Consider the following 26,541-nt stretch of genomic DNA (forward strand, 5'->3'; position numbering starts at 1 on the left):
CCGGACTCCGTCCGGGGGTGCTCCCAGGGAGGCGCCCCCTCGTCCGGCAGCAGGTCGCCGTCGCTCCGGCGGGCGCAGGCAGCGCGGATGTCGGTGACGGCAGCGGGATCGGCGGGCAGCCCAATGGCCCGTCCACCTGCCGGAGGGGCCGTGCGGCAGGCGGACGGGCGGTACTGGGGTGGGGAGGTGTCAGCGGGTGGGGTGCGCGCCGAGCTTGTCCTGCAGCCAGGCGTGGAATGCGCCGATGTGGTGCTCGCTGGGCACCAGGACACCACCCTTGGTGTAGGCCCGGGAGCTCATCCCGGGCTGGGTACGCTCACACGCGTCGAAGTCCTGCTGGTTCACCCGGTGGAACAGCTCCACCGAACGCTCCACGTCCTTGCCGCTGTCCACGACGTGCGGCAGATACAGCCAGTCGCACTCCACGACCGTGCGGTCGTGCGCCATCGGGTACATCCGGTGGAAGATCACGTGGTCGGGGACGAGGTTGATGAACACCTGCGGCTTCACTGTGATCGCGTAGTACTTGCGGTCCTGGTCCTCTGCGACGCCCGGGATCCGGTCGAGACCCTCGGAGCCGTCGACGGTGAAGCCCTGGACGTCCTCACCGAACTGAGCGCCGTGGCCGACGTAGTACTGCGCCGCGTAACCGTCCGCGAACTCCGGCAGGACTTCGGTGAGTTCGGGATGGATGGTGGCGCAGTGGTAGCACTCCATGAAGTTCTCGATGATCAGCTTCCAGTTCGCCTTCACGTCGTAGGTGATACGGCGGCCCAGCTGGAGGTTCTCTACGCCGTAGCGCTCGATCGACTCGAGGTCGCCGAGCCGCTCCACGACCGCGCCCATCACGTCCGCCTCGAAGGAGGGCGGGTTGTCGGCCAGGCACACCCACACATACCCGAGCCACTCCCGCACATGGACGTTGACCAGGCCGTACTCGGTCCGGTCGATGTCCGGCATCGACGTCAGGTTCGGCGCGGCGACCAGCTTTCCGTCGAGGCCGTAGGTCCAGGCGTGGTACGGGCACTGGAAGGCACGCTTGACCTCGCCGGACTCCTCGGTGCACAGCTTGGCCCCGCGGTGCCGGCAGATGTTCAGGAACGCCTTGACCGAGCCGTCCCGCGAGCGGGAGATCAGCACGCTCTCGCGTCCGACCTGGTAGGTGCGGAAGGCGCCGGGCTTGGCCAGCTCGGCAGCGCGGGCCACGCAGAACCACATGGCCTCGAAGACCCGCTCCTGCTCCTGGGCGAAGACCTCGTGGTCGGTGTAGTACTCGCCGGACAGCGTGGGGATCAGGCTGGGCGGCAGGTTCGTGATGGTCATCGTGTCACCTTCGGAAAGTGTCAGACGCGCACGCGGCGGGGGTCGAAGAGGGCGATGGGGCGGTCCGTGGTGCCTTCGGTGCCCAAGTCGGCGGGGATCTCGCCGATGACGGGCACGAACGTGAACCCGTGGCCGGAGAATCCGCAGGCCACGGTCGCCTGCGGGGGCTCGGGACGGTGGGCGAGGACGAAGTGCTCGTCCGGTGTGTTGGCGTACATGCAGGCCGCGGCCTTGAGGAACCGGCCGGGCAGGGCGGCGGGGCAGGCGCAGGCCGTTGAAGGCGCTGCGGCCCGCGGCGATGATCCCCAGGTCCTGTCCGGGCTCCCACAGGGTGTTCCACAGCTTGGCGCCGAGATCCGTGCCGCCATGGTCTTCCTCCTGTTCCGTGTGCGGGGACGGGCGGGTCAGTGCCCGCGGGCGATCCAGTCGTCGAGGTGGGGCGCTTCGGCCCCGATCGTGGTGGTGCCCCCGTGGCCGGTGTGGACGGTGGTGTTGGCGGGAAGCGTGAGCAGCCGGTCGCGGATCGAGGCGATGAGGGTGTCGAAGTCGGAGAAGGAGCGGGCGGTTGCTCCGGGACCGCCCTCGAAGAGGGTGTCTCCGGAGAACAGGGCTTCCAGCTCGGGCACGTACAGGCAGACCGACCCGGGTGAGTGCCCGGGCGTGTGCAGTACATACAGTCCGGTGCCGGCCACGGTCAGCAGCTCGCCGTCGACCAGCTCCCACGGCTCCAGCTGCGGGTGCACCGCCTTCCACAGCACCGCGTCGGCCGGGTGGAGCAGGACGGGCGAGCGGGTGCGGGCGGCGAGTGCGGGTGCGGCGTTGATGTGGTCGTTGTGGGCGTGGGTGCACACGATGCCGACCAGGCGCCGGTCGCCGACGGCGGCGGCGATCGCGGCTGCGTCATGGGCGGCGTCGATGACGATGACCTCGCGGTCGTCGCCGATCAACCAGACGTTGTTGTCGACCTCCCAGCTGTCCCCGTCCGGTTCGAAGGTTCCGGAGGTGACCAGCCGCTCGATCCGCGCCGTCACAGGACCACCACCGAGCGCAGCACCTCACCGTGGTGCATCGTGGCGAACGCGGCTTCCACCTCGTCCAGGGCGATCTTCTCGCTGACGAAGCCGTTCAGGTCGAAGCGGCCCTGCAGGTGGAGGTCGATCAGGGCGGGGAAGTCCCGGGAGGGCAGACAGTCGCCGTACCAGGAGGACTTGAGTGTCCCGCCCCGGCCGAAGACGTCCAGCAGGGGCAGGTCGAGGGTCAGTTCAGGGGTGGGGACGCCGACGAGGACGGCGGTGCCGGCCAGGTCGCGGGCGTAGAAGGCCTGCTTGAAGGTTTCGGGGCGGCCCACGGCGTCCACGACGACGTCGGCGCCGAAGCCTCCGGTGAGGGCTCGGACGGCCTCGACGGCGTCGGTCCGGGAGGAGTCGACGGTGTCGGTGGCGCCGAACCTCTCGGCCCACTTCAGCTTCCGCTCGTCGACGTCGACGGCGATGATGCGGCTTGCGCCGGCCACCTTGGCGCCCGCGACGGCGGCCATGCCCACACCGCCGCAGCCGATGACCGCGATCGAGTCCCCGCGGCCGACGCCGCCGGTGTTGACCGCAGCGCCGAATCCCGCCATCACGCCGCAGCCGAGCAGTCCCGCCGCGGCGGCCGATGCGGTCGGGTCCACCTTGGTGCACTGGCCGGCGGCGACCAGGGTCTTCTCGGCGAAGGCGCCGATGCCCAGGGCCGGGGACAGCGGGGTGCCGTCGGCGAGGGTCATCGGCTGGGCGGCGTTGTGGGTCGCGAAGCAGTACCAGGGCTTGCCCTTGCTGCAGGCCCGGCACTGGCCGCCGCACACCGCACGCCAGTTGAGCACGACGAAGTCGCCGGGCGCGACGTCGGTGACGCCCTCGCCGACCGCCTCGACCACGCCCGCGGCCTCATGGCCGAGCAGGAAGGGGAACTCGTCGGCGATGCCGCCCTCCCGGTAGTGGAGGTCGGTGTGGCAGACGCCGCAGGCCTGCACCTGCACCAGCGCCTCACCCGGTCCGGGGTCCGGCACCAGGATGGTCTCCACCAAGACCGGAGCGCCCTTCTTCCGGGCGACGACGGCGCGTACCTCGTGTGTCACTGTCGATCTCCTCGCTGGGGAGACGGCCGAATGCGGTTCGGCCGGATGTGCTGGATGGCGGGGGCGTCGTATCGCTCCGCCGGAGCGATGACGGGGAAGGAGCGGGAACGTCGCTGTTCGTGGGCCCGCGGGGACGGCGGGCGATGTGCTGAACGATGTGGCGACCGGCGCCGGACCGGCGTGCCCGGGGCCTGGGAGAACCAGGGCCGAGCCTCGCGCGTACTGTTGCGTATTACGCGCTGCACTTCACTATAAGAGACAGTTTGCCTGATGCGCGACTGCTGTCAAGGGGGTGGCCGGGCGGACTTCCCCCTCCTGCCGGACCTGCGGCCGGTCGCGTGTCACCCCGTTCGCGCCTGCGCCCTCAAGAACGTTCGAGGTCGTCCTGCCGCAGGCCGGCGCGGTGCTCGCCCTCGGCCGCCGAGCGCTGCCGGGAGCGGACGGGAAGGCCACTGGTCTCCGCCAGCGTGCGGCCCCGCGTCTCCTCGGCCCAGACCACGGACACCAGCCAGCCCACCAGGGTGATGCCGGCGCCGATCAGCATGGTCGTGCCGATGCCCAGCCCGCTGATGGAGAGCGGCAGCAGGAAGGTGCCGGCGGCGGCGCCGATACGGCTGATCGAGGTGGCCACGCCGCCCGCCGTGGCCCGGATGCCGGTGGGGAACAGCTCGTTGGGATACGTCCACTCCAGCACCGTGGGACCGCCCGAGAAGAGGGCGTACGCACAGAAGCACAGGATGACCACCGAGACGGGGAGCGCGGAGCCGCCGCCGAGCACCGCGAGCGGGACCGCCATCAAGGCGAACGACCAGATGATGACGGGGCGGCGGCCCACCCGGTCCACCAGGCGCAGCGCGGGGAGGCAGCCCAGCACGAACACGACGCTGATCAGCGCCGAGCCCAGGTTGCCGGCGTTGCCCTCCCCGAGGCCGAAGGAACCCAGGATGGTGGGGCCGAAGGTGTACAGGGCGAACATCGGCGTGATCTGACACATGTAGAACAGTCCGCAGAAGAGCGTCCGCCGCAGATAGACGCCCTGGAACAGATCACGGAACCGGTTCTTCTCCACCGACTGCTCGACGGCCGAGGCCGCGAGCAGCTCCTCGATGGGGACGGTGCGGCCCAGTGCCCGCTTGATCGAATCCTGGGCGTCGGCGGTGCGGCCCTTGTTCACCAGCCACAGCGGGGACTCGGGCGTGCCGATGCGCATCAGCAGGATCACAGCGCTGAGCACGGCGCCGGAGGCGAGCATCCACCGCCAGGTGCCGGCGCCGCCGATCTCGGCCATGACGTAGCCGACCACATAGGCGGCCGCCGCGCCGACGTACCAGGCGAGGATGAGGACGCCGAGCAGGCGCCCCCGGTGCCGGTTCGGCACCCATTCGGCCAGCAAGGAGGTCGCGATCGGGTAGTCGGCTCCGATGGCGATGCCGAGGACGAAGCGCAGCAGGACGAACTGCCAGGTCTCGGCGGCGAACACCGACAGCACCGATCCGCCGACCAGAATCGCGAGGTCGATGGTGTACATCGCCTCGCGGCCGAGCTTGTCGGTGACGGCTCCGCCGAACAGGCCTCCGACGAAGATGCCGACCAGGGCGGCGGCACCGATGAGACTCTCGTCCGCCGTGCTCAGGTGCAGTTCGCCGCTCATGCCGACCAGGGCGACGCCGATGATGCTGAGCAGGTAGCCGTCCAGGAAAGGACCTCCGGCACAGGCCCAGGTGAGTTTTCGGTGGAACCTGTTCAGCGGCGCCTCGTCGATGGCACGGATGGACATCTGAACTCCCGGAATGGGGGACTGGGGGCTGCGTGGCCCGAGAACCGGGGCGGCGGCCTCGCGGTCAACGGCTCACACGTGAGCTGGGTTGCGCTCAGAAAAACGCGTTCCTGCATACGCAACCGAACATGCATACTGTGTCTTCGTCAAGACACGCGGCTGAAGCTCTTGTGACTTCGCCGCGCGTCCAGTCGGCGGATCCCCTCATCGGGCGACGGCAGGATCGTCAGCGGAACACGGGAGCGCGAACCCGAGACGTCGGCATGGGACTTCTCCGCGGGGAGGTCATCCACGTGCCGTCCGGGCGCATGACGCGCGAGGAGAAGGGCGGGACGACGACCGAGGTCGCCCCCGGCACCACGGCGGTGTTCCCCATCGGCCGGCAGGGCACATGGACGCTCCACGAGAGGCTGCGCAAGGTGTTCGTCATCTACCGCCCTTCACGGAGGCCCGCCGTATGCCGGCGCTGGACGGCCACCGCACGTCAGCGCCATAGACGCAACCTAATCCTGAAGACGCAACCCGCACCCTCACAGTCACAGGCGTCGCACAGCAGCCACCAGCCGAGCGCGGCAGTTGCCCGCCGACTCTTGACCAGCCGCCACCCACGCTGGACGATGTTGCGTATCACTCACCCTGTTGTGTAATACGCATCAACGGAGGATGTCATGTCTCCTCGACCGCAGCCCGGCCGCGAGTTCGTCCTCACCCTTTCGTGCCCCGACCGGGCCGGCCTCGTCCACGCGGTGACCACCTATCTCGTGCACCACTCCGGCAACATCCTGGAGAGCCAGCAGTTCGACGACCGACTGCAGGGCCGCTTCTTCATGCGGGTGCACTTCGACGTCTCGGATCCGGACGTGTCACTGACTCAACTGCGCACCGGCTTCGGCCCGGTGGCCGAGGCGTACCGGATCACCTGGCAGCTGCACGACGCCGCGACCCCGACCCGCACACTGATCATGGTGTCGAAGTTCGGCCACTGCCTGAACGACCTGCTCTTCCGCAGGTCCACCGGCGCGCTCAACATCGAGGTCCCGGCGATCGTCTCCAACCACCGCGACTTCGAGCCGCTGGCACAGAACTACGGCATCCCCTTCCATCACATCCCCGTGACGAAGGAGACCAAGGCCGAGGCGGAGGCGCGGCTGCTGGAGCTGGTGGACGAGCTCGACGTCGACCTCGTCGTCCTCGCCCGCTACATGCAGATCCTCTCCGACGACCTGTGCAAGCAGCTCGACGGCCGGGCGATCAACATCCACCACTCGTTCCTGCCGAGCTTCAAGGGCGCGCGGCCGTACGTCCAGGCACACGAGCGCGGCGTCAAGCTGGTCGGGGCCACCGCGCACTACGTCACGTCCGACCTCGACGAGGGCCCGATCATCGAGCAGGACGTCGTGCGCGTGGACCACTCGCGTCAGCCGGACGAGCTGGTCACCATGGGCCGCGACGTCGAGGCCCAGGTGCTCGCCCGCGCGGTGGAGTGGCACAGCGAGAGCCGCGTGCTGGTCAACGGCAACCGCACGGTCGTCTTCCGCTGACCGAAGCGGCCGAAGCGCCCGAAGCGTCCGCACCGGCCGTACTGACGTCGCCGGCTCCCGGGAGGGGCCGGCGACGTCGGCATGTGCGCCCGCAGACCCCTCAATCGCCCGCGGGGTCGGCGAAGACCTTGAGGACGCCACCGGAGCCTGCTATACCGGCTTCATCGCATACGGGTGGCCGGTTCCGAGGCACAGTTCCTCGCCGGAACCTCCCGCTGCACGCGCGAGATCTCTGGGCACCGGATGCGTATAGTTGCGCCATGAGCAACTACACGGCAGATGGCGAAACAGCGGGTCCCGCGGCGGGCGGGGTGCAGTCCGTCGACCGTGCCGTCAGTGTCCTGGAGATCCTCGCCCAGCGCGGGGAGGCCGGCGTCAGCGAGGTAGCCGCCGAGCTCGACGTCCACAAGTCGACGGCGTTCCGCCTCCTCGGGGCGCTGGAGGCACGCGATCTGGTCGAGCAGGCGGCCGAGCGGGGCAAGTACCGGCTCGGCTTCGGCATCGTGCGCCTGGCGGGCGCCGTCACGGGCCGCCTCGACCTCACCCAGCAGGGCCGGCCGGTGTGCGAGCGGCTCGCCGAGGAGATCGGCGAGACCGTCAACATCGCCGTCCTGCAGGAGCACTACGCGGTCAACCTCTACCAGGTGCGCGGCCCGGGCGCGGTCGGTGCGTTCAACTGGGTCGGGCAGCTCACCCCGCTGCACGCCACGTCCAGCGGCAAGATCCTCCTGGCCCACCTGCCGCCGAAGGAGCGCACGGCAGCGCTTGCGGGGTCCGGGCTGAAGAAGCTGACGCCGCACACCATCACCGCCAAGGCCAAGCTGGAGAAGACTCTCGACGAGGCGCGGGAGCGCGGTTACGCGGTGACGATGGAGGAACTCGAAGTCGGGCTGCACGCCATGGCGGCCCCGATCCGGTCCCGCGACGGCGAGGTCATCGCTGCTCTCAGTGCCTCCGGCCCCGAGTACCGCCTCACCGAGGAACGCATGCATGAGCTCGCCCCCGTGCTGCGCACGGGGGCGGAGGAGATCAGCCGCCGCATGGGCTACGTCGGGTGATCCGCGTGATTGCGTGATCACGCTCGGGCCGAAGGGCCGGACGAGGCCCCGCCCGTCCTGGGGTGGGGCCGGGCTGAGCCCGCGCGGGACGACGAGTTCCAGCTGGTTCGGGCCCGGGCCCCGGCGACGGGCTAAAGCCCGCGCGGGACGTTCCAGCTGGTTCGGGCTCAGGCCCCGGCGCTGGCTGAAGCCCGCTCCGGCCGGATGGTCGGGCCCAAGCCCGCCCGGACCGAAGGGCCGGGCCCAAGCCCGCCCGGACCGACGCGTCAGGCCGAAGCCGTCTGCGCCTCGCCCGCGCGGGCAACCGCATGCGGCTCCAGCCGGACCACGATGCTCTTGGACGTCGGCGTGTTGGAGATGTCGGCCACCGCGTCGAGCGGGACGAGCACATTCGCCTCGGGGAAGTACGCCGCGCAGCAGCCGCGGGGCGTGTCGTAGGCGACGGCGCGGAACGCCTCCGCCCGCCGCTCCGGGCCGTCCGCCCACTCGCTGACGAGGTCCACCAGGTCACCGTCGTCGATCCCGCGCTCGGCGAGGTCGTCGGTGTGCACGAACACCACTCTGCGTCCCTGGTGGACACCGCGGTAGCGGTCGTCGAGTCCGTAGATCGTGGTGTTGTACTGGTCGTGGCTGCGCAGTGTCTGCAGCAGCAGCCGGCCGGCCGGAACGCGCGGCACCTCCAGCGGGTTGGCCGTGAAGCGGGCCTTGCCCGTGCTGGTGGGGAAGCGCCGCTCGTCGCGGGGGCCATGCGGCAGGGTGAAGCCTCCGGGCTGCCGGACCCGGGCGTTGAAGTCGGCGAAGTCGGGCAGGACGCGGGCGATGCTGTCGCGGACGGCGTCGTAGTCGGCCTCGAAGGCCTCCCACGGCACGTCGCCGTCCGAGCCGAACAGGGCGCGGGCCAGCCCGCAGACGACGGTCGGCTCGGACAGCAGCTGCGGGGAGGCGGGCGGCAGCCCGCCGCGCGAGGCGTGCACCATCCCCATCGAATCCTCGACGGTCACGAACCGGTTCTCCCCGTCCGGCCCCCGGTCGCGTTCGGTGCGGCCGAGGACGGGCAGGACGAGGGCCTCCCGGCCGCAGACGGCGTGGGAGCGGTTGAGCTTGGTGGAGACCTGTACGGTCAGCCGGCAGTTCCGCAGAGCTCGCTCCGTGGCCACCGTGTCCGGAGCGGCGGAGACGAAGTTGCCGCCCATGGCGAAGAAGACCTTCACCTCCCCGGCGCCCATCGCGCGGATCGTGTCGACCGCGTCGAAGCCGTGGTGGCGGGGCGGGTCGAATCCGAACTCGTTCTGCAGCGCGTCGAGGAACTCGCGCGCCGGCTTCTCGTAGATGCCCATCGTCCGGTCCCCCTGGACGTTGGAGTGGCCCCGCACGGGGCACACTCCGGCGCCGGGACGGCCGATGTTCCCGCGCAGCAGCAGGAAGTTGACCACCTCGCGGATGGTGGGCACCGAGTGCTTGTGCTGGGTGAGGCCCATCGCCCAGCACACCACGACCGACTCTGCGGAGAGGACGTCGCGGGCGGTGGCCTCGATGTCGTCGTACGCGAGTCCGGTCGCCTCGGCGACCTCGTCCCAGTCGAGCTTGCGCAGCAGTTCGGCGAAGGCCGCGAAACCGTCGGTCTGCGCGGTGATGAAGTCGTGGTCGAGGACCGTGCCGGGGGCCTCGTCCTCGGCGTCGAGCAGCAGCCGTGACAGCGCCTGGAAGAGCGCCTGGTCGCCCCCGAGCCGTATCTGCAGGAACCGGTCCGCCAGGGCCGTGCCGCCGCCCGCGACTCCGCGGGTGTTCTGCGGGTTCTTGAAGCGGAGCAGCCCGGCCTCGGGGAGCGGGTTCACGGCGACGATGCGCGCACCGCGCCCCTTGGCCTTCTCCAGCGCGGACAGCATCCGCGGGTGGTTGGTGCCGGGATTCTGCCCGACGACGAAGATCAGGTCAGCGTTGTGCAGATCGTCGAGGTGGACGCTGCCCTTGCCGATGCCGATGGTCTCGGTGAGCGCCGAGCCGCTCGACTCGTGGCACATGTTGGAGCAGTCCGGCAGGTTGTTGGTGCCGAATTGCCGGACGAGGAGCTGGTAGAGGTAGGCGGCCTCGTTGGAGGTGCGGCCCGAGGTGTAGAAGGCGGCCTCGTCGGGGCTGTCGAGCGCCTTGAGCTCCCGGGCGACGATGTCGAAGGCCCTCTCCCAGGTGACCGGCACGTAGGTGTCCGAGTCGGCCGGCTTGTGCATCGGCTCGGTGAGGCGGCCCTGCTGGCCCAGCCAGTAGTCGCTGCGGCGGGCCAGTTCGTCCACCGGGTGCGCGGCGAAGAACTCCCGCGTCACCCGGCGGACGGTGGCTTCCTCGGCGACCGCCTTGGCGCCGTTCTCGCAGAACTCGGCCCTGCTGCGGTGGTCGCCCTCGGGCCAGGCGCAGCCGGGGCAGTCGAAGCCGTCCTTCTGGTTGACCTTCAGCAGCGTCAGCGCGGTGCGCCGCACGCCCATCTGGTCGTACCCCATGCGCAGCGCATGGGTCACCGCGGGGATCCCGGCGGCCCAGCGCTTGGGCTCGGTCACCTCCAGTGCGTCCTCGCCGGGGTCCACGCGCGGCGCCTTGCGTGCCATGACTGCCTTCCTTGTCGATGCCTGGTCGATGTCGGTGTGCGGGTGGGAGGGCGGCTATGCGCCCAGGCGGGTCTGGAGCCACGTGTGGAATTCGCCGATGTGGTGCTCGCTGGGCACCAGGACACCGCCCTTGGTGTAGGCACGGGAGCTCATCGCCGGCTGGGTGCGCTCACACGCGTCGAAGTCCTGCTGGTTCACCCGGTGGAACAGCTCCACCGAACGCTCCACGTCCTTCCCGCTCTCCACGACATGCGGGAGGTAGAGCCAGTCGCACTCCACGACGGTACGGTCCGCCGCCACCGGGTACATCCGGTGGAAGATCACATGGTCCGGCACCAGGTTGATGAACACCTGCGGCTTCACTGTGATCGCGTAGTACCGACGGTCCTGCTCCTCCGCCACACCGGGGATGCGGTCCAGCCCCTCACTGCCGTCCACCGTGAAGCCCTTGACCTCCTCACCGAACTCCGCGCCGTGACCCACGTAGTACTGCGCCGCATAACCGTCAGCGAACTCCGGCAGAACCTCCGTCAGCTCCGGGTGGATCGTCGCGCAGTGGTAGCACTCCATGAAGTTCTCGATGATGAGCTTCCAGTTGGCCTTCACGTCATACCTGATCCGCCGCCCCAGCTGCAGATCCTCGACGCCGTAGCGCTCGATCGACTCGATGTCGCCCAGCCGCTCCACGACCGCGCCCATCACGTCCTGCTCGAACGACGGCGGATTCTGCGCCAGGCACACCCACACATAGCCCAGCCACTCACGCACATGAACGGTCACGAGACCGTACTCGACGCGGTCGACGTCCGGCATCGAGGTCAGATTCGGCGCAGCGACCAGCTTCCCGTCCAGACCGTAGGTCCAGGCGTGGTACGGGCACTGGAACGCCCGCTTCACCTCACCCGACTCCTCCGTGCACAGCTTCGCACCGCGGTGCCGGCAGATGTTCAGGAACGCCTTCACCGAACCGTCCCGCGAACGCGAGACCAGCACACTCTCCCGCCCCACCTCAACGGTCCGGAACTGACCCGGCTTCGCCAGGTCCGCGCCACGGGCCGCGCAGAACCACATGGCCTCGAAAACACGCTCCTGCTCCCGCGCGAAAATCGCGGGATCGGTGTAGTACTCCCCCGGCAGCGTGGAGATCAGGCTCGGGGGAAGACTGGTGCTGGTCATCGGTTCTCACCTCGGAAGATGTCACACGCGCACACGGCGGGGGGATCGGGCCGTCATGGATGGCCCGCAACGTCGCGTTTCTCAATAAGCAACAGCTTGCGTATTACGGAACAAAGAATCTGGTGTGGGGGCACCGGTGTCAAGAGCGCGTCCGGATACGGGTGGGCCGGCGATTCCGGCCGGACACCAGGTGCGATCCGGCGTCGGGCACCGGGTGGACTCCGGGGCGCGGACACCGGGCCTCTCAGCGCAGGAGCCGCTGCGCCTGAGCCGCCGCCTCGACGCCCCAGCGTGCGGTCACCCGCACCGCGTCCAGCGTCGAGGCCACGTCGTGCGCACGCAGGCACCAGACGCCCTGCGCGGCGGCGAGTACGGAAACGGCGGCGGTCGCGGCATCCCGCAACCCGGCCGGGCGCTCCTGCCCCGTCGCCGGATCGGCCAGCAGGCGGCCCAGGAACGACTTGCGGGACGCGCCCACAAGGAGGGGATGCCCCAGCTGCTCTCGGACCTCCCCGAGACGCCCCAGCAGCTCCCAGTTGTGCTCGGGGGTCTTGGCGAAGCCCAGCCCCGGGTCGACGATCAGGCACCCGGGGTGGATCCCCGCCTGCAGCGCGGCCTCGACCCTCCGGCGCAGCTCGTCGACGACGTCGGTGACGACGTCTCCGTACGCGGCGTTCGCCTGCATGCCGGCCGCGTGCCCGCGCCAGTGCATCACCACGTACGGCGTGCCTGCCTGCGCCATCAGCGGCAGCATCGCGGGGTCGGCGAGGCCGCCCGAGACGTCGTTGATCAGCCGTGCCCCCACGTCGAGAGCGAGGGCGGCGACCTCGGCCCGCATGGTGTCGACACTGACGACCGCGCCCGCCGCGGCAAGCTCCCGGACGACGGGAAGCACGCGCCGCAGCTCCTCCTCGACCGGCGGGCGCGCCGCACCGGGCCGGGTCGACTCGCCGCCCACGTCCACGATGTCCGCGCCCTGCTCCAGCAGCGCGAGCCCGTGCGCGACAGCCGCCTGGGGGGTGAACGACTGCCCGCCGTCCGAGAACGAGTCGGGCGTGACGTTCACGACTCCCATGACGAGCGTCCGGCCGGGCCGCGGGAGCCCGTACGGATGGAGGTCCGGCACTCCCGGGCGCGATGGGGCCGCGCCGGAGGCCGCGGGGTGACCGGCCGACACCCCGACCAGTGGGGCGCCGACGACCGCCACGCTCGTCACGCAGCGCCTCCGGCCACCGGGACGGCGCCGAGCCGGGCGGCGACGCAGGAGGGCGGGAGGTTCGGCGGGGCGTCGGAGAGCTTGACGTAAACCATTCCGTCCTCGACCAGGACCTGATGGGTGCGCACGGGGAGCCGGGCCGGCGGGGCGTCCACGCCGCCGGTGCGCAGGTCGAACTTCGAGGCGTGCAGGGGGCATTCGACCTCGCATCCCTCCAGCCAGCCGTCGGAGAGCGACGCGTCCTGGTGGGTGCAGGTGTCGTCGATCGCGTAGAGCCCGCCGTCCTCGGTGTGGAACACGGCGACGGGCGGGTCGGACTCGTCGAGCCGGAACGCCTCACCTCGCGGCAGATCGGCGAGACGACACGCAGGAATCATCATGAGCCACCCCTCGGTGCGTATTACGGAACGGAATGCGTAACGTGCAACGCCAGTGTGAAGTCGCCCGTACCCCTTGTCAAGAAGTCGAGACGGGCGTCCACAGAGGTCTCCTGCGGCTCGGCAGGCGCGGGTTCGGACCTGGCCTCGCGGCTCGCTGGACTCGCTGCCGTCGCCGACTTCGACGGCACTGGACACCTTTGTTGCGACCCGGCGATCACGGCACTGCCCTTCGCGCGCACCACCGGCGGGAGCCGCCGCCTGAGTGCTGTCGTCGGCGCCTTCGGAGGAGGCCGACGGCTGGCGCCTGCTGGAGGCGCCAGCGGCCGCACGGGCCGGGACGCCGACCTCACCGGCCCATAGGCGGCGACTCCGACCAGGTCGGCATGAGCGTGCAGGAGGAAATGCCGCCGGACGGATGAACCAGGCACTTGTGATGAGTTTGATAATTGACGCTCCATCGCACACTGAGAATTCTGGGGCGCACCCAAAGAGCCCGATTTCAACAGGCGAGGAAGAAATGCAATCCATTTCGAAGTGGAGCGTGGTAGCAGCAACGGCGTTGTCGCTCGCGACTCTCGCCGGTTCCGCCTCTGCGTCCCATGAGCCGTACCCGCTCAAATGGGACATGGCTGTCAAGCGCACGGAAGTCATCAGCCTGACATCTGCGAGTACAGGAACCACGGTGGTCGACAACGGGACACCCGGACGCGGGGTCGGTGATCAGATCATCATCACCGCAAACCTCTTCCGCGGAGGTTCCGGTTATGGCACCGAGGGTGCGGTGTGCACCCGCGTGGCAGCGCAAACCACTCACTGCACAGGCACGTTCAGCCTTCCTCGGGGCCAGCTGACGTGGCAGCACCTGCAGACCACCCCTCTCGGCGGCCCGCCCAGCGACTTCGACCTCGCCATCACCGGCGGCACCGGCGCGTACGCCACTGTCCGTGGTCACGCCCACGTCGACAGCATCTCCGAGGCAGGTGGAGCCCTCACCCTCTATCTCGTGCACTGACCTGGGTGTTGTCTGGGGTCGGCGCAGGGGCTCGGTGTGCCGGCGGTACCGGGACGTGCCCTGCCAGGAGCGCCCATTCAGTCACGGTGGCACCTGACGAGGCTTCGCACGGCCTTGGGGACGGTGCTCCTGCCCCAAGCACCGCCAGCGGGACGACGACGTTCGCCCACAGGGCGGGATCGGCGGCCCGGCGGCCGACACGTCGGGCCGCCGGGCCGGCTGTGCGTGTCAGCGCACCGGGCACTTCTTCCAGGCGAAGTGGTACTTGGTCGTGAAGCTGCCGTCCGTCGAGTCCATCGCCATGAAGCTGGTGGTGTTGGTCGTGTCGGAGCGTCCTCCGTCCACGAGCAGCTCGGTGTTGATGTTGAAGTTCCGCTGCTCACCGCAGGGCTTGTGGACGAGGGCGTGGATGGCGGCTGTGTCGGAGACCTGCCAGTTGCCCTGGAGCGGGCCGTGGAACCGGTGGCCCCGGTACGCCGTCTGAGACATGCCCTGGAAGTAGTAGCTGGCCCGCTGCGTGGCGCTCGCGCCGTTCTGCAGACTGGCGAAGCCGCGATAGTCGGCCTTGGCGATGGCATAGGTGAAGCCCTGCGGGGCGTACACGTTCAGACCGAGCTGGCAGTTCTTGCGGAAGTCGGTCGGCTTGGCGCCCTTGCCCACCTGAGCGAGGTACTCGCTGTAGGTGATGGTGAAGGCCGTGTTGTCCGGCGCGACGGCCACGGTTGCGCTGCCGGGGCGGCAGCCCGAGCCGTTGACGGAGACGAGGTCGATCGTGACCTTGCCGGGCGGGGTGGGGGAGTTCACGACCGCCGTGGTCCCCCAGGACGGGGTGAAGGTGGCGACAAGTGCCGCCGTGGCGCCGCCGATGAACATTGTTCTGAACATGGGGTCCCTTCTGGTCACTCGGGGCGCCCGCTCGAACCACTTCGATGGGGCCGTCACCCATAGCGCCACAAAGTCGACCATGACGTGACTCCGAGCCGCCGGACCCACGCCGAACAGCTGCCATGTGGGCTACATGTCCTCCTCACCACACAGGACACGGTCTCAATTCCCAAATCCCCACCGAGCCGGCCGGAAATCGGGTGAGTGCCATCGGCGCGGTGGTGTGTGATCGGGGGTATGGCGATTGTGTTGGGAAACCCGGGAGTCAGCGGGTTGAGCGAGGCCGTGGGCGTGCTTCGGGAGTGGCAGGACGACGGGGCGCCGATGCAGCTGCACCCTGGGGACTTGGGCTGGTTCTGGCGGTTCGGTGCAGGGGCGACGGCCTCGGCGGTACGGACCTGGAGCCGGGACGCACAGATTCTCGCCGTCGGGCTGCTGGACGGTCCCGAGCTGTTGCGGCTCACGATCGCGCCAGACGCCCAGCAGGACGAGGAGCTGGCGCAGCGGCTGGTCGAGGACCTGGCCGAGCCGGAGCGCGGCGTACTGAGAGGGGGGAAGGCGTACGTCGAGGCGCCCAAGGACGCACTGGTCCAGGATCTGCTGTTCCAGGACGACTGGAACAGCGATGAGCCCTGGACGCCCCTGCGCCGCGACCTCACGAAGCCGGTGGAGGACCCGGGCGTGCGGATCGAGGTGATCGGGCCGGACCAGGCGCACGTGCGGACCGCCGTACAGCGGGCATCGTTCGACAAGTCGACGTTCACGCGCGAGAACTGGCAGGCCATGGCGGCCGGATTGCCGTACGCCGACGCCCGGTGTCTGGTCGCGTACGACGACCGGGGCGGCGCGGTGGCGGCGGTGACCGTGTGGTCCGCGGGTCCGGGGAAGCCCGGGTTGCTCGAGCCGATGGGCGTGGACCGGGAGCATCGCGGTCACGGCTACGGCAAGGCGATCACCGTCGCCGCGGCGGCCTCACTCCAGGAGCTGGGCTCGTCGAGCGCGATCGTCTGCACCCCGAGCTCCAATGTCGGCGCCGTCGCCACCTACAGGGCAGCCGGCTTCACGCCACTCCCCGAGGTCCGGGACCGACGCCGCGATGCCCAGTAGTGCTTTTGACAGCTGCCTGCTCGGGGCCGGGCAGCCTGCGCCAGCCGTCGGTGCCGGTGCCGAGCGGTGGTACCACGGCCCGTAGCGCAGGCGACGGTAATCCTGTACGTCAACACCGTCGAGCAGGTCCCTCGAGACTCCCGTACAGCAACAGACCGATGCTCCCAAGGTTCATCGAGGGAAGTCGGAGGGGGCCGGGCGGGTGGTGCATGTAGGCCCGTCGGCCGTGCGCACCTCCGTGTCGGCACGGTGCGGGGAGGCCCGCTCGCTACCTTCCAGGCACCTACACCCGAGACGTGAGGGGTTCAGCCATGGCCAAGTGCGAGATCTGCGGCAACGACTACGAGATGTCGTTCGAGGTACACGCCGCGGGAGCGGTGCACACGTTCGACAGCATCGAGTGTGCAGCCCAGCGGATGGCACCGATCTGCGAGAACTGCGAGTGCCGGATCCTCGGGCACGGTCTTCAGGCCGACGGACAGTTCTTCTGCTGCGCGCACTGCGCGCGACAGAAGGGCTTCGCGCAGCTCGCCGATCACGCCTGATCCGCTCCGGGCGCCACGACTCAGGTTCCGGCTCAGGTTTTGTGGTGCGTATCCGTCTGTCAGCTGATCAGGGCGGAATGATCACCCGTCACATGAGTGCGTCAGCAGTGGTCCTCGACGTAGAGCATGCGGCGCCCTGACTCAGCTCGGAACTCGTGCGCGAGGTAGCGGCCAGTCGAGCATGTCGCACCAGGCCCCTTGTACTCGTCCTTGATCCGGTCCCAGAGTCCGGGGCGCTCGCTGTCCCTCGTGAGGCGGGGGATGATCCCGCCCATACTCCCCCACACCACAGGTGCCGCAGCATCCTTGAGGAGCCGACGGACGATGCGCAGGTCCACCCGCCTGCGGTGGAGAACCCAGCAGGTTCCTTGCTCGTCGAGTAGCTTCACGGGATCGTTCAGACTGTCCGGGTTGGCGGGGAACGGCTGCATTCCGCAAGTCTCGCAGCAAGTCAGGACCACGGGACCCGCTTGCGCAGAAGGGTGAAGCCTGCGCGGACGGCAGAACGTGGGGTTCCAGGGCTGGTGGCCGCGCGGGATCCTGGCCGTGACCGTACGGCCGGCGAACGGGGATCGTTCATGAACTGCCCGAGGTGTGGAGGAACGGCCCAGCAGGGCCCGAACGGGTCGTGGTCGTGCCCGAACTGCGGACCGATCAGCGGATGCACGCCCGCACCGGCCACGAGCGCACTACCCTCGTCGAAATGAGCGCGCCACAAGAAGCACCGCAGCCGGCCGCCGCAGACGACGGACCGAAGATCACCCGTACCGACTGCGACCGGTGCGGGACCAGGGTCTCGGGGATCGACGGCCGGTACGCGTGCGGGGTGTGCGGCTGGGTGAACCACTGGTCCGAGGGACACCGGCCACTGCCGCCCGCGGAGGCCGACGTGGACTACCCCGGACCCGGCGCCGCCCCCCGGCGCCGGCGCTGACACGACGCCCAGGCGAGCCAGGAACTGGCCCGCATCGCCGACGGCCTGCCCCGCTGCCGACGGTGTCGCAGACTTCGCCGCCCAGCTTCTGCTGCATTCCCACGTGGAGCTCTCCGCTGAGCGGCTCGGGGCTGCCGCAAAGCCCGATGGTCATGAACGAGACGCCCCAGGCGTGCTGGTCAGAGCGTTGAGGCCGTCCCGGGGCAGCGGGCACCTACCAGAGCCGCGGGTCATCGCTGTGCATCCATGCGCAGGGTCAGGGGTAGGTTCAGTGGACGGCTCGTACAGGAGGGGCGACCTTGTTGGAGGGGAGCGAGCAGCGGGGCCAGGAATCACCTGGCCGGCTGAGATCACTGATGCTATGGGTGACGGCAGTGTCCGTGCCCGCTGCGGCCGTGATTGTCATCGCTGTGTGGGCGGGCAAGAATGCCTGCAAACTGATGACGGGCGAGTCGGCCACCGTTCGCAGTGTGACGCGGTGCGTTGAAGGCGGCGGCATGTCGCTGCCGGCTTCCCATTGCGACGGATCGTGGGAGTTCGCGGACGGCCGTACCAGCGTCGGGGAAATCACCAGTGGCAGAGTGTCCGTGGGCGACACGATCTTCGCGGGCGACGGGTGGGCGTACTCGTCGACCGCTCCGTTGCACAGGCTGGTGTGGATTCCGAGCGGTATCTTCTGCGCGATCGTCGTGGTCGTGGTCGTGATGTGGGTGGACCACCGCATGAAGCAGCGGTCAAGGCAGGGTGCTTGACGGTACAGGCACATAAACCGTGCTGCGGGAACAGGAGTACCGCAACCTGCGTCACTCACAGCGATTCCCAGCAGCGTCCTACAGGGGGCGGCACCACCACCTGGCCGTCGTGGTGAGCGGTGCCGCGCAGCCGAAGCTCTGGAGTTCCTCAAACCTCGATTGGCGATCCGATCATGCAGGGCAATCTCCCTTCCACAGACCGGAACGGACAGCAACGGGGGTAGGAAATGGAATACCTGTTGATCGTGGGCATCGCGCTCGTCGTCTTGGTGCTCATCTCGGTGACACGCGGACGCAGAAGTGCCGGTTCGTCGCGTGGGCGGTCTCGGGGAGGCGATGGCGGCGGACACGCCTGCGGGAGCGGCGGCTGGTCCTGTGGCGGAGGCTCGTCCTGCGGGGGTGGCGGAGGCGACTGACCACCGGGGAACCGACCGCCCTCGGCCACCGGGGACGGCTTCCAGCCTGTTCAACGCCCTCAGCCAGCCGGTGGCTTCCCCGGGTCTGTCGATTCGCGTGACATTTTCGGCCCGCCGGGCGGGAGGAGGCCCAACACCAACTGACACCCCGGTCCTCGCCGAATCGATGTCGGCTCGGCGTGAGCGGCTCGCCAAGGCGCGAGAACTCCTGCCACCGTGGGGGATCATCATGCGAGCAGCGCGTGGCGTCGTACTCCTCGGCGCGACGCGTGGCTCTGCGGCCTTGGGCGCCGGCCGTACCCGCTGGTGCCCGGGCCGTCCCGTCGGGACGGACACCTCACCCCCCGCGACGGGCCATCACGGCCCACATCGGCGGCGCTGCCCGCGGGAGCACGACAGCGGGGACCAGCCCGGACACAGGAAGTGCCGTAAAGCAGCGGCCTGTTCAGTGCGACGCCCTCGGTAGGCAGCTCCGCTCACGGTTCCGGCCCTTCGCGCTCTGGCCGTCCGGTGGGCACCGCGGACTCGGCCTACTGCCAAGACCCCGAGAGCGGCCGACAAGGTTGTTCATCGAGGGTTCACCGCGCCAGGCACTGGTATCCCCTCCGCCCCGCGCCATGGTTTCCAGGCTCCGCGCTGGGCAATGATCTCGCCCGGTGCGGGTCAGCTGACCCGCACACGCTCTGTGTGAAAGGTTGTCAGGCGATGTCCTCAAGACCGACACGGTCGTTGATAGAACGGGGCGTCACGCGCGCCACCACCGTCGGGGTGGTCTCGGCGCTTGCCGCCGCCCTCACCGTCGCACTGCCCATGCCCGCGTCATCCGCGGCACCCGACCCGGTTGAGCACCCCGCCACCTGGGTCGACCCCCTGATCGGCTCGGCGAACGGCGGCAACACCTATCCAGGCGCCGTCCTGCCGTACGGCATGATCTCCTGGTCCCCCACCAGCACGACCGGCGACCAGACCAGCACCGGGGCCGCCAACGGCTACCACTACGACGCCACGCGCATCCGTGGCCTGAGCCTGACTCATGTCAACGGCGCCGGGTGCCACCCCGGTGCCGCCGGCGACATCCCCATCATGCCTTTCGTGGGAGACGTCACCTCCTCCCCGTCCGCCGACACCAAGGACGAGGTCTACGCGGCGGGCTTCTCCCACGACAACGAGCAAGCCGTACCCGGCCGATACACGCTGGGCCTGGACTCGGGCGCCAAGTCCGACCTGGCCGTGTCCCGGCGCGCCGGCGTCGCCGACTTCACCTTCCCGGCCGGGAAACCCGCCAACCTGCTGTTCCGCGTCTCGAATTCGCTCAACGGGAGCGAGGACGCGCACGTCGACATCGACACCGCCAAGCGCAAGGTCACCGGTTGGGTCCACACCGGCGCCTTCTGCGGGCGGCGCGCCAACGGCGGCGTGAACAACCGCAAGAGCTACTACAAGCTCTACTTCAGCGCTTCCTTCGACCGGGCGTTCGGCTCCACGGGAACCTGGCAGGACAGCACGCTCTTCCCGGGCACCACCTCTGCCGGCGGCGGCGAGGGATACGCCACCGGAGCGGACCGGGCGGGCCGCGGCTCAGGCGGGTACGTCGGGTTCGACACCCGCCGCGACAACGATGTCCACATGCGACTGGGCATCTCCTATGTGAGCCTGGCCGGCGCCGAGGCCAATCTGCGTGAGGAGATCGAGCCGCAGGACGGTGTCGAGGACGTCGCCGCGGCCGGCTTGCGCACCTGGAACCGGGAGCTGAGCAGCGTCAGGATCAGCGGCGGCACGCCCGCCCGGCGCACCGCCTTCTACACCGCGCTGTACCACTCGCTGCTGCAGCCCAATCTGCTCAGCGACACCGACGGCCGCTACCCGGGCATGGACGGCGAACCCCACCGGATCGAGAAGGGCCAGAGGGCGCAGTACAGCAACTTCTCCGGATGGGATCAGTACCGCGCCCACGTGCAGCTCCTGGCGCTGCTCAAGCCCGACATCGCGGGTGACTACGCCCAGTCGCTGTACAACTTCGCTCGCCAGAACGGCGACGTGTGGGACCGGTGGGTGCACATCAGTGGCGCCACCCACGTCATGACCGGTGACCCCTCGGCGGCGACGCTGGCCACCTTCTACGCCATGGGCGTACGGAACTTCGACGCACGAGGTGCCTTCGACTCACTGGTACGCCAGGCCACCGTCTCTCATCCCGACGGCCTTCTTGACGCGGGCTGCCCGGGCCAGTGCGTCGGACAGCGGCCCAACCTGGAGCAGTACAAGGCCAGTCGCTACGCGGCACACGACGTCTGCCACTGCTGGGGCGGGGCCGCCGAGACCCTGGAGGCCTCGGTCGCGGACTCCGCACTCGCGCACTGGGCGCGGCTGCTCGGGCGGGAGAAGGAGGCCGACGAGTTCACCGAGCGGGCCGGCTACTGGCGCAACGTCTTCAATCCGCGGGCGACGGACGGCGCCGGTTACATCCAGGCCCGCAATCTGGACGGCTCGTGGGTGACCCCCTTCGACCCCGGCAGCGACCGGGGCTTCGCGCAGGGCACGAGCGCCACCTACACCTGGATGGTGCCGCAGGACGTCCAGGGCCTGGCCGACGCCATGGGCGGGCGCTCCGCGGCAGCGGCGCGGCTGGACGGCTTCTTCCACAAGCCCGACGGCTCCTGGTCGATCCGGGGCGGCGACCCGCTGCGCTACGACCCCACCAACGAGCCCGGCATCCATGCGCCATGGCTCTACAACGCGCTGGGACAGCCGTGGAAGACACAGGAAACCGTGCGGCAGATCGTCGACACGGTCTACGGCACCGGACCGAGGGGCCTGCCCGGCAATGACGATCTGGGCACCATGTCGGCCTGGTACGTCTTCTCCACGCTGGGCCTGTTCCCGCAGCAGCCCGGCAGTGCGGCGATGCTGCTCAGCGCCCCGGTGTTCACGCACGCGATCGTCGAACGGCCCGGGGAGCGCGACATCACCATCAGTGCTCCCGACGCCGGCGAATCGCACCGCTACATCGACGCGGTGCGGGTCGGCGGAATTCCGAGTGACCGCTCCTGGGACGACGGCGGTCTCGTCGCGTCGGGCGGCCGGCTGGACTATCAGCTGTCCGACCAGCCGGACAAGGGGTGGGCCACCACGCCGGCGAACCTGCCGCGCTGAACGCCTGCACCACCGGGTCGCACCGCGCACATGACGGCGGCGCAGAGGCTGTCCCAGGGCCGGGGGTCAGCAGCCCGCGCCGACCGGCCGTAGGCACCCCGGCGGACCGGACTGTGCCCCAGCCCCGGCCAGGACGGCTGGGGCACGGACCCGGTCCGAGGAACTCGCCGGTCTCTTCGGCCCGTTGGACACCGAGGAACCGGCACACCCCCCTGTGAACCACAGCCCGGGGCCGGCCACGTGGCCGGCCCCGCGTCTCCCCCAACGAAGGTCGGAGGCGCCGCCTGGCAGCGGCTCAAGCCGCCCAGGCGCGGAGCTGCTCGGCTACGGCGGCCGGGCGCGGCACCGGCCGACGGAGATGTCCGGCGGCCAGCAGCAGCGGGTCGCCCTGGCCCGCGCCCTGATCACCCGCCCCGACGTGCTGTTCGGCGACGAACCGACCGGCGCGCTCGACTCGCGGACCGGCCGCGAGGTGCTGACTCTGCTGCGCGGCATGGTCGACCGGGACGGCCAGACGATCGTCATGGTCACCCACGACCCCGTCGCCGCCTCCTCCGCAGACCGCGTCGTCTTCGTCGTCGACGGCCGTGTCAACGGCGAGTTGACCGGCTCCTCCGCCGAGGACATCGCGGCGCGCATGGCCAAGCTGGAGGCATCGCCGTGCTGAGCATCACCCTGCGCACCTTGCGCACCCGCTGGGTCACCTTCGTCGGCAGTTTCGTCGCCCTCTCCCTCGGTGTGGCGCTGATCGCCGTCATGGGACTGGCACTCGCGTCCTCGCTGGACGCACCCGACCGGAGGCCGGAACGGTTCGCTGCCGCGGCGGTCGTCGTCAAGGGCCGGGACACCCTCGAGGTGTCCACCGCGATCGGCGACCGCACCCACAAGCTCGCGCAGCCGCGTGCCGTGTCCGACGACGCGATCGCGAAGCTGCGCGGCCTCGGGACCGTCGTCGAGGACCGGTCGTTCGCCGTGCGGGCCGAGGGCGGGCCCGCCGATCTGGTGGGCCGCCCCTGGTCCACCGCGGCCTTCGCGCCGTACGAGTTCGACGCGGGACGCGCGCCCGTGGCCGCTGACGAGGTCGTCGTCGGCGGGGACTGGGCCAGTCAGGGCACCCGGGTGCGGACCGACGGCGGCACCGTGCGCGTCCTCGGCGCCGTGGCGGGGCTCGGCTTCGAGAACGCCGTGTTCTACACCGATGCCCGCGCCGCCGAACTGCAGCCGCGCAGCCACCAGCTCGTGGTCGGCGCCGATGCGGCGGCCGTGCGCGAGGCGGTGCGCGGCAGCGAGGGCGTCCAGGTCCTCACCGGGGACGCGCGCCGGTACGCCGACGCCGACCCCGACCGGGACGGCGAGGCCCTCACCGCGATGAACGCCATGTTCGGCACGGCCGGCGGTGTCACCGGGTTCGTGTCGGTGTTCGTGGTGGCTTCGACCTTCGCGTTCGCGGTGGCCCAGAGGCGCCGGGAGTTCGGGCTGCTGCGCACCGCCGGGGCGACCCCGGGGCAGATCCGACGCATGGTCGTCTCCGAGGCGCTCGTGGTCGGTGTGATCGCCTCGGCCGCCCGCTGTGTGCTCGGATCCCACGGGGCTCCGAAGCTCGCCGAGTGGGTGGTCGCCGAGCGCCTCGCGCCGCGCTGGTTCACCATCGGCGATCACACCTGGCCCTACCACGTGGCGTTCTGGACGGGTCTGTTGGTGACCCTGTGCGGCGTGATGGCCGCGTCATGGCGGGCGGGGCGCACCGGTCCCGCCGAGGCGCTGCGCGAGGCGTCCGTGGACAGCCGGGCGATGACATGGGGCCGCCGGCTGTTCGGCGGGGGCCTGCTTGTCACCGCTGCGGTGACGCTGGTCCTGGCCCTGGTGACGGACCCGGGCAGCCTGCTCCAGCGCAAGACCTATGTGAGCCGGCCGATGCTGCTGATCACGGCCGTCGCGCTGCTCGCGCCGGTGCTGGTGCGGCCACTGGCCCGGCTGATCGCCTGGCTGCCGGCCCGACTGCCGGGCGCCTGCGGGATGCTCGTACGGGAGAACGCCGCCGCCGGGGTGCGCCGCACCGCCGCCGTCGCGGCGCCCGTGCTCGTCACGGCCGCGCTGGCGGGCTCGCTGCTGGGCGCCACCGCCACCCTCGATGAGGCCAGGGCCACCGAGGTGCGCGAGCAGACGGTGGCGTCCTGTCCCGTCAGCGCAGGCCCGTGTCGCACCTGACGGTCGCGTCCGCGTAGGTGCCGGGACGGACGGTGACGTCGATCGGCTTGCAGAGTTCCGTTCCCGGTGCTTCGGCTGTCACGGTGTACTCGCTGGGGCGCAGCGACACCCGGAACCGGCCGTCCTGTCCGGCGCGTACCGTCGCCGCAACGTCATCCGTGGTGCGGTCGCGTACGTGCACGGTCGCCTTGGTCGGTTCGCCCCGGCAGTCGTCCTCGGCAGGCTCCGGGACTCCCTCGACGGGACACACCGGCCACAGGACGACGACGCCCGCCACTCCCGACCCGGCGCTCCTCGAAGGGGTGCCGGGTCCCTCGTGCGGCGTGTCCTCGCAGGAGACAAGTCCCGCCAGCGCGATCAGCGATGCGGTGGCGGACACCGTAAGGACACGGGAACGCACCGTGCTCCTCCTTGAGCCCGAACCGTCCGTGCGGACAGCTCGCAAGCCGTGTGGACATCTCCACTGTAGGAGGCCCGCGCCAAGCACCATGACCGACGGGGCAGAAACAAGGGCGGAGGGGCCGACACAGCGCCCCTCCGCCTCAACGGTCGTCCGGTCTCCTCTTCCCTAGCAGTAACCGAGACGTCCGAACCTCGAACCCCACATGGACGTGCTCACGTGCCGCTCGTTCACGAGCCAGGCACGCTGCCCGACCGCACAGCCGCTGACGGCCACGGGGTCGATGGTGACCGCTGAGTAGTCGCCCCAGCGCTCGACGGTGGCCGACGACGGGTTGTAGGGGCCGGTCGCCACCGCGAGCGTCACGCCTCCCGTGACGGTCGTGGGATCGGTCGCGAACCGTCCGCCGCCCTTGACCGCGGCCTGGTGGAGGCCGGTACCGACCGCGTCGGTCGACGACCAGGTGAAGAACATGCGTCCGATGGGGTTGGCCGCGGTGCCGCCGATCGGGGAGCCGACAACCGCGGGGTTGAAGTCGTCGGAGTCACCGGATTCGAAGACGAACCCGGATGCGGTCAGGGCGTTGGTGCCGGTGTTGATCTGATACCACTTCGGCGTCGGGCGCGAGTTGGCCGCGATGGTGTGGATGTTGAGGAGCTGATTGCCCATCTGGGTGCTGGCGTTCTGGAAACGGGCGTCCGACGAGTCCAGCCGGTCGACGATTCCCGGCTGGCGCGCGTCCGGAGGAGCGGAGAACGCCGGCACCGGCACGTTCACCGGCGCGGCGATGCTCGCGTTGCTCCGGCCGAGGCCCGTGGCCCGGAACAGCCGCAGCGCCCCGGCGGGGCTGCCCGCCAGGAGGAAGGCGTTCGCGTTGTTGTCCTCCACGATGGGAGGCGCCACCGAACCCACCGCCCCGAGGTTGAAGTACTGGAAGGCGGCGGCTCCCCCGTTGTAGATGTCAGCCTTGGCGAGGCCCATCACACGCGTGCGGAGGTAGGCGGTGAGGGACGAGTTGAAGACGTTGCCCGTGATGATCACGGCGTCCTGGTCCAGGCCCAGCTGCGGGAAGTCGAAGAAGTCGGTGCCCTCCGGGAGGTCGAACCGGTAGCGGAAGTAGGAGCCGGTCGGATCGGACGTCGTGGACACGGCGACGAAGAGGTGCTGGACCGAGGGGTTGGTCGGCTCGGGGAGCGCCTCGGCGACGATGACCCATCGGTTCCACTTCTTGTCGTAGACGACCCGTGGATCGAAGATCAGGGTCGTCGTGTAGTTGAAGAAGCTCGCGAACGTGACGTTCAGTACGTTGGCTCCGTTGGCCTTGTTGAAGACGCCGATTCCTCTGCCGTTGGTGACCTCCACGAAGTGGTTCAGGCCGACAGCACCGTGCGTGTCCGGTGGGCGAACGCCGGTGCTGCCCTGGTTCAGGCCCTCGAAGCCGAGCTGCCCCGCGGGCGGCGCCATGGGAGCGAGAGACCGTGAGCCGGCGACGCTCGGACGCTTCTGCGAAGGAAGCTCTCGGGCCGTGGCACGCAGCTCCTCTGTGTCGATGGGCAGCGGTGCCGGGGGCTGACGCCGGTCCTCGGACTCGGTGTTGCCCCTGGGCGTCACGGCCTTCGCCGGTGGCAGCCGGATGTGGTCGGTCGCCACCACGGCGTCCCCGTGGTCCCGTGCCGTGGCGCTCGGGGACGTCGCGGGCATGCCGAAGCCCAGCGTGAGTGCTGCCAGCACGAGTGGCAGGACTCGCCGAACGCTTCGTCTGGTCGTCAAGATGACCCTCTTTTTCTGATGCACAGCCGCAAGGCTGATGTCGGAAATCCCGGGCCATCATGGAGAGGGCGTGAGGCCGGTCGACGTACTGAAAGGCCGGGACACGCCGAACATCACCTGCTTGCCGCGTACGACGGGAAGAGGCGTCCTGCCATGCCCGATCCGCCCGCTCTGG

General features: G+C 69.9%; 20 protein-coding genes and 3 pseudogenes. 11 read left to right on the plus strand and 12 right to left on the minus strand.

Going from position 1 to position 26,541, the window contains the following annotated elements; translation table 11 throughout:
* Positions 1-189: 189 nt before the first annotated feature.
* The 5 genes and pseudogenes from AB0K02_RS15280 to AB0K02_RS15300 all read right to left on the minus strand — a co-directional run bounded on the left by AB0K02_RS15280 (position 190) and on the right by AB0K02_RS15300 (position 5,216).
* Positions 190-1,323 carry an aromatic ring-hydroxylating dioxygenase subunit alpha gene (locus AB0K02_RS15280; RefSeq protein ID WP_365992891.1) on the minus strand — a complete coding sequence of 378 codons (1,134 nt, stop codon included), beginning with the start codon at positions 1,321-1,323 and terminating at the stop codon, positions 190-192.
* A 20-nt stretch (positions 1,324-1,343) separates the two neighbouring features.
* Positions 1,344-1,574 (minus strand): annotated as a pseudogene (locus AB0K02_RS15285) (FAD-dependent oxidoreductase); the annotation flags it as partial.
* Between the two features lie 153 nt (positions 1,575-1,727).
* Positions 1,728-2,354 carry an MBL fold metallo-hydrolase gene (locus AB0K02_RS15290; protein WP_365992892.1) on the minus strand — a complete coding sequence of 209 codons (627 nt, stop codon included), beginning with the start codon at positions 2,352-2,354 and terminating at the stop codon, positions 1,728-1,730.
* Entirely contained in the window at positions 2,351-3,439 is a 1,089-nt protein-coding gene (locus AB0K02_RS15295) for an S-(hydroxymethyl)mycothiol dehydrogenase (protein WP_365992893.1), read from the minus strand. Before AB0K02_RS15295 ends, AB0K02_RS15290 begins: the two co-directional genes overlap by 4 nt.
* 364 nt (positions 3,440-3,803) lie before the next feature.
* Positions 3,804-5,216, minus strand: a complete 1,413-nt coding sequence (locus AB0K02_RS15300; RefSeq protein WP_365992894.1) for an MFS transporter — start codon at positions 5,214-5,216, stop codon at positions 3,804-3,806.
* A gap of 263 nt (positions 5,217-5,479) precedes the next feature.
* Between AB0K02_RS15300 and AB0K02_RS15305 the strand changes: the two genes are divergently transcribed.
* From AB0K02_RS15305 to AB0K02_RS15315, 3 genes are all read left to right on the plus strand, one after another.
* On the plus strand, positions 5,480-5,863 hold the full coding sequence (locus AB0K02_RS15305) for a cupin domain-containing protein (protein ID WP_365992895.1): 384 nt from the start codon (positions 5,480-5,482) through the stop codon (positions 5,861-5,863).
* Between the two features lie 21 nt (positions 5,864-5,884).
* Complete coding sequence (gene purU, locus AB0K02_RS15310; RefSeq protein WP_365992896.1) at positions 5,885-6,757, plus strand: formyltetrahydrofolate deformylase; 873 nt, start codon at positions 5,885-5,887, stop codon at positions 6,755-6,757.
* A 260-nt stretch (positions 6,758-7,017) separates the two neighbouring features.
* The gene (locus AB0K02_RS15315; protein WP_365992897.1) at positions 7,018-7,815 is read left to right on the plus strand and encodes an IclR family transcriptional regulator; all 798 of its coding nucleotides are present in this window, start codon (positions 7,018-7,020) and stop codon (positions 7,813-7,815) included.
* A 266-nt stretch (positions 7,816-8,081) separates the two neighbouring features.
* Here AB0K02_RS15315 and AB0K02_RS15320 read toward each other — a convergent pair whose 3' ends face one another.
* The 4 genes from AB0K02_RS15320 to AB0K02_RS15335 all read right to left on the minus strand — a co-directional run bounded on the left by AB0K02_RS15320 (position 8,082) and on the right by AB0K02_RS15335 (position 13,184).
* Entirely contained in the window at positions 8,082-10,412 is a 2,331-nt protein-coding gene (locus AB0K02_RS15320) for an FdhF/YdeP family oxidoreductase (protein WP_365992898.1), read from the minus strand.
* Positions 10,413-10,466: 54 nt separating this feature from the next.
* A complete protein-coding gene (locus AB0K02_RS15325) occupies positions 10,467-11,588 on the minus strand; it encodes an aromatic ring-hydroxylating dioxygenase subunit alpha (RefSeq protein ID WP_365992899.1) in 1,122 nt (373 codons plus the stop codon).
* A 244-nt stretch (positions 11,589-11,832) separates the two neighbouring features.
* On the minus strand, positions 11,833-12,663 hold the full coding sequence (folP, locus tag AB0K02_RS15330) for a dihydropteroate synthase (protein WP_365992980.1): 831 nt from the start codon (positions 12,661-12,663) through the stop codon (positions 11,833-11,835).
* Positions 12,664-12,800: 137 nt separating this feature from the next.
* Positions 12,801-13,184, minus strand: coding sequence for a bifunctional 3-phenylpropionate/cinnamic acid dioxygenase ferredoxin subunit (locus AB0K02_RS15335; protein WP_365992900.1), 384 nt, complete (start codon positions 13,182-13,184; stop codon positions 12,801-12,803).
* A 517-nt stretch (positions 13,185-13,701) separates the two neighbouring features.
* Here AB0K02_RS15335 and AB0K02_RS15340 point away from each other — a divergent pair.
* On the plus strand, positions 13,702-14,196 hold the full coding sequence (locus tag AB0K02_RS15340) for a hypothetical protein (RefSeq protein WP_365992901.1): 495 nt from the start codon (positions 13,702-13,704) through the stop codon (positions 14,194-14,196).
* Between the two features lie 228 nt (positions 14,197-14,424).
* Here AB0K02_RS15340 and AB0K02_RS15345 read toward each other — a convergent pair whose 3' ends face one another.
* Positions 14,425-15,081 (minus strand): DUF4360 domain-containing protein, encoded by a 657-nt coding sequence (locus AB0K02_RS15345; RefSeq protein WP_365992902.1) that lies wholly within the window; start codon positions 15,079-15,081, stop codon positions 14,425-14,427.
* 237 nt (positions 15,082-15,318) lie between these two features.
* Here AB0K02_RS15345 and AB0K02_RS15350 point away from each other — a divergent pair, with 237 nt between their 5' ends.
* The 7 genes and pseudogenes from AB0K02_RS15350 to AB0K02_RS15380 form a co-directional block, all read left to right on the plus strand.
* Positions 15,319-16,188 (plus strand): GNAT family N-acetyltransferase, encoded by an 870-nt coding sequence (locus tag AB0K02_RS15350; protein ID WP_365992903.1) that lies wholly within the window; start codon positions 15,319-15,321, stop codon positions 16,186-16,188.
* Positions 16,189-16,499: 311 nt separating this feature from the next.
* A complete protein-coding gene (locus AB0K02_RS15355) occupies positions 16,500-16,733 on the plus strand; it encodes a hypothetical protein (RefSeq protein ID WP_365992981.1) in 234 nt (77 codons plus the stop codon).
* 703 nt (positions 16,734-17,436) lie between these two features.
* Complete coding sequence (locus AB0K02_RS15360) at positions 17,437-17,667, plus strand: hypothetical protein (RefSeq protein ID WP_365992905.1); 231 nt, start codon at positions 17,437-17,439, stop codon at positions 17,665-17,667.
* Positions 17,668-18,062: 395 nt separating this feature from the next.
* Positions 18,063-18,419, plus strand: coding sequence for a hypothetical protein (locus AB0K02_RS15365; protein ID WP_365992906.1), 357 nt, complete (start codon positions 18,063-18,065; stop codon positions 18,417-18,419).
* A gap of 1,121 nt (positions 18,420-19,540) precedes the next feature.
* Positions 19,541-21,988, plus strand: coding sequence for a GH92 family glycosyl hydrolase (locus tag AB0K02_RS15370; RefSeq protein ID WP_365992907.1), 2,448 nt, complete (start codon positions 19,541-19,543; stop codon positions 21,986-21,988).
* A gap of 319 nt (positions 21,989-22,307) precedes the next feature.
* Positions 22,308-22,655, plus strand: a pseudogene (locus tag AB0K02_RS15375) (ATP-binding cassette domain-containing protein); the annotation flags it as partial.
* A pseudogene (locus AB0K02_RS15380) lies at positions 22,649-24,163 on the plus strand (ABC transporter permease); the annotation flags it as partial. The pseudogenes AB0K02_RS15375 and AB0K02_RS15380, both read left to right, overlap by 7 nt.
* A 7-nt stretch (positions 24,164-24,170) precedes the next feature.
* On the opposite strand, the gene AB0K02_RS15385 reads toward AB0K02_RS15380, so the two are convergent.
* Both AB0K02_RS15385 and AB0K02_RS15390 read right to left on the minus strand, forming a co-directional pair.
* Positions 24,171-24,596, minus strand: coding sequence for a carboxypeptidase-like regulatory domain-containing protein (locus AB0K02_RS15385; protein ID WP_365992908.1), 426 nt, complete (start codon positions 24,594-24,596; stop codon positions 24,171-24,173).
* 168 nt (positions 24,597-24,764) lie between these two features.
* Positions 24,765-26,327 (minus strand): hypothetical protein, encoded by a 1,563-nt coding sequence (locus AB0K02_RS15390; protein ID WP_365992909.1) that lies wholly within the window; start codon positions 26,325-26,327, stop codon positions 24,765-24,767.
* Positions 26,328-26,541 lie beyond the last annotated feature (214 nt).

Origin of the sequence: Streptomyces sp. NPDC049597 (assembly GCF_040675505.1) — a bacterium.
Classification (GTDB): Bacteria; Actinomycetota; Actinomycetes; order Streptomycetales; family Streptomycetaceae; genus Streptomyces.

Bases quoted from the DNA above. Each gene is read 5' to 3' on its own strand.
- AB0K02_RS15280 (WP_365992891.1), bottom strand. From the start codon at position 1,323: ATGACCATCACGAACCTGCCGCCCAGCCTGATCCCCACGCTGTCCGGC.
- AB0K02_RS15300 (WP_365992894.1), bottom strand. From the start codon at position 5,216: ATGTCCATCCGTGCCATCGACGAGGCGCCGCTGAACAGGTTCCACCGA.
- AB0K02_RS15305 (WP_365992895.1), top strand. From the start codon at position 5,480: ATGGGACTTCTCCGCGGGGAGGTCATCCACGTGCCGTCCGGGCGCATG.
- purU (WP_365992896.1), top strand. From the start codon at position 5,885: ATGTCTCCTCGACCGCAGCCCGGCCGCGAGTTCGTCCTCACCCTTTCG.
- AB0K02_RS15315 (WP_365992897.1), top strand. From the start codon at position 7,018: ATGAGCAACTACACGGCAGATGGCGAAACAGCGGGTCCCGCGGCGGGC.
- AB0K02_RS15320 (WP_365992898.1), bottom strand. From the start codon at position 10,412: ATGGCACGCAAGGCGCCGCGCGTGGACCCCGGCGAGGACGCACTGGAG.
- AB0K02_RS15325 (WP_365992899.1), bottom strand. From the start codon at position 11,588: ATGACCAGCACCAGTCTTCCCCCGAGCCTGATCTCCACGCTGCCGGGG.
- folP (WP_365992980.1), bottom strand. From the start codon at position 12,663: ATGGGAGTCGTGAACGTCACGCCCGACTCGTTCTCGGACGGCGGGCAG.
- AB0K02_RS15335 (WP_365992900.1), bottom strand. From the start codon at position 13,184: ATGATGATTCCTGCGTGTCGTCTCGCCGATCTGCCGCGAGGTGAGGCG.
- AB0K02_RS15340 (WP_365992901.1), top strand. From the start codon at position 13,702: ATGCAATCCATTTCGAAGTGGAGCGTGGTAGCAGCAACGGCGTTGTCG.
- AB0K02_RS15345 (WP_365992902.1), bottom strand. From the start codon at position 15,081: ATGTTCAGAACAATGTTCATCGGCGGCGCCACGGCGGCACTTGTCGCC.
- AB0K02_RS15350 (WP_365992903.1), top strand. From the start codon at position 15,319: ATGGCGATTGTGTTGGGAAACCCGGGAGTCAGCGGGTTGAGCGAGGCC.
- AB0K02_RS15355 (WP_365992981.1), top strand. From the start codon at position 16,500: ATGGCCAAGTGCGAGATCTGCGGCAACGACTACGAGATGTCGTTCGAG.
- AB0K02_RS15360 (WP_365992905.1), top strand. From the start codon at position 17,437: ATGAGCGCGCCACAAGAAGCACCGCAGCCGGCCGCCGCAGACGACGGA.
- AB0K02_RS15370 (WP_365992907.1), top strand. From the start codon at position 19,541: ATGTCCTCAAGACCGACACGGTCGTTGATAGAACGGGGCGTCACGCGC.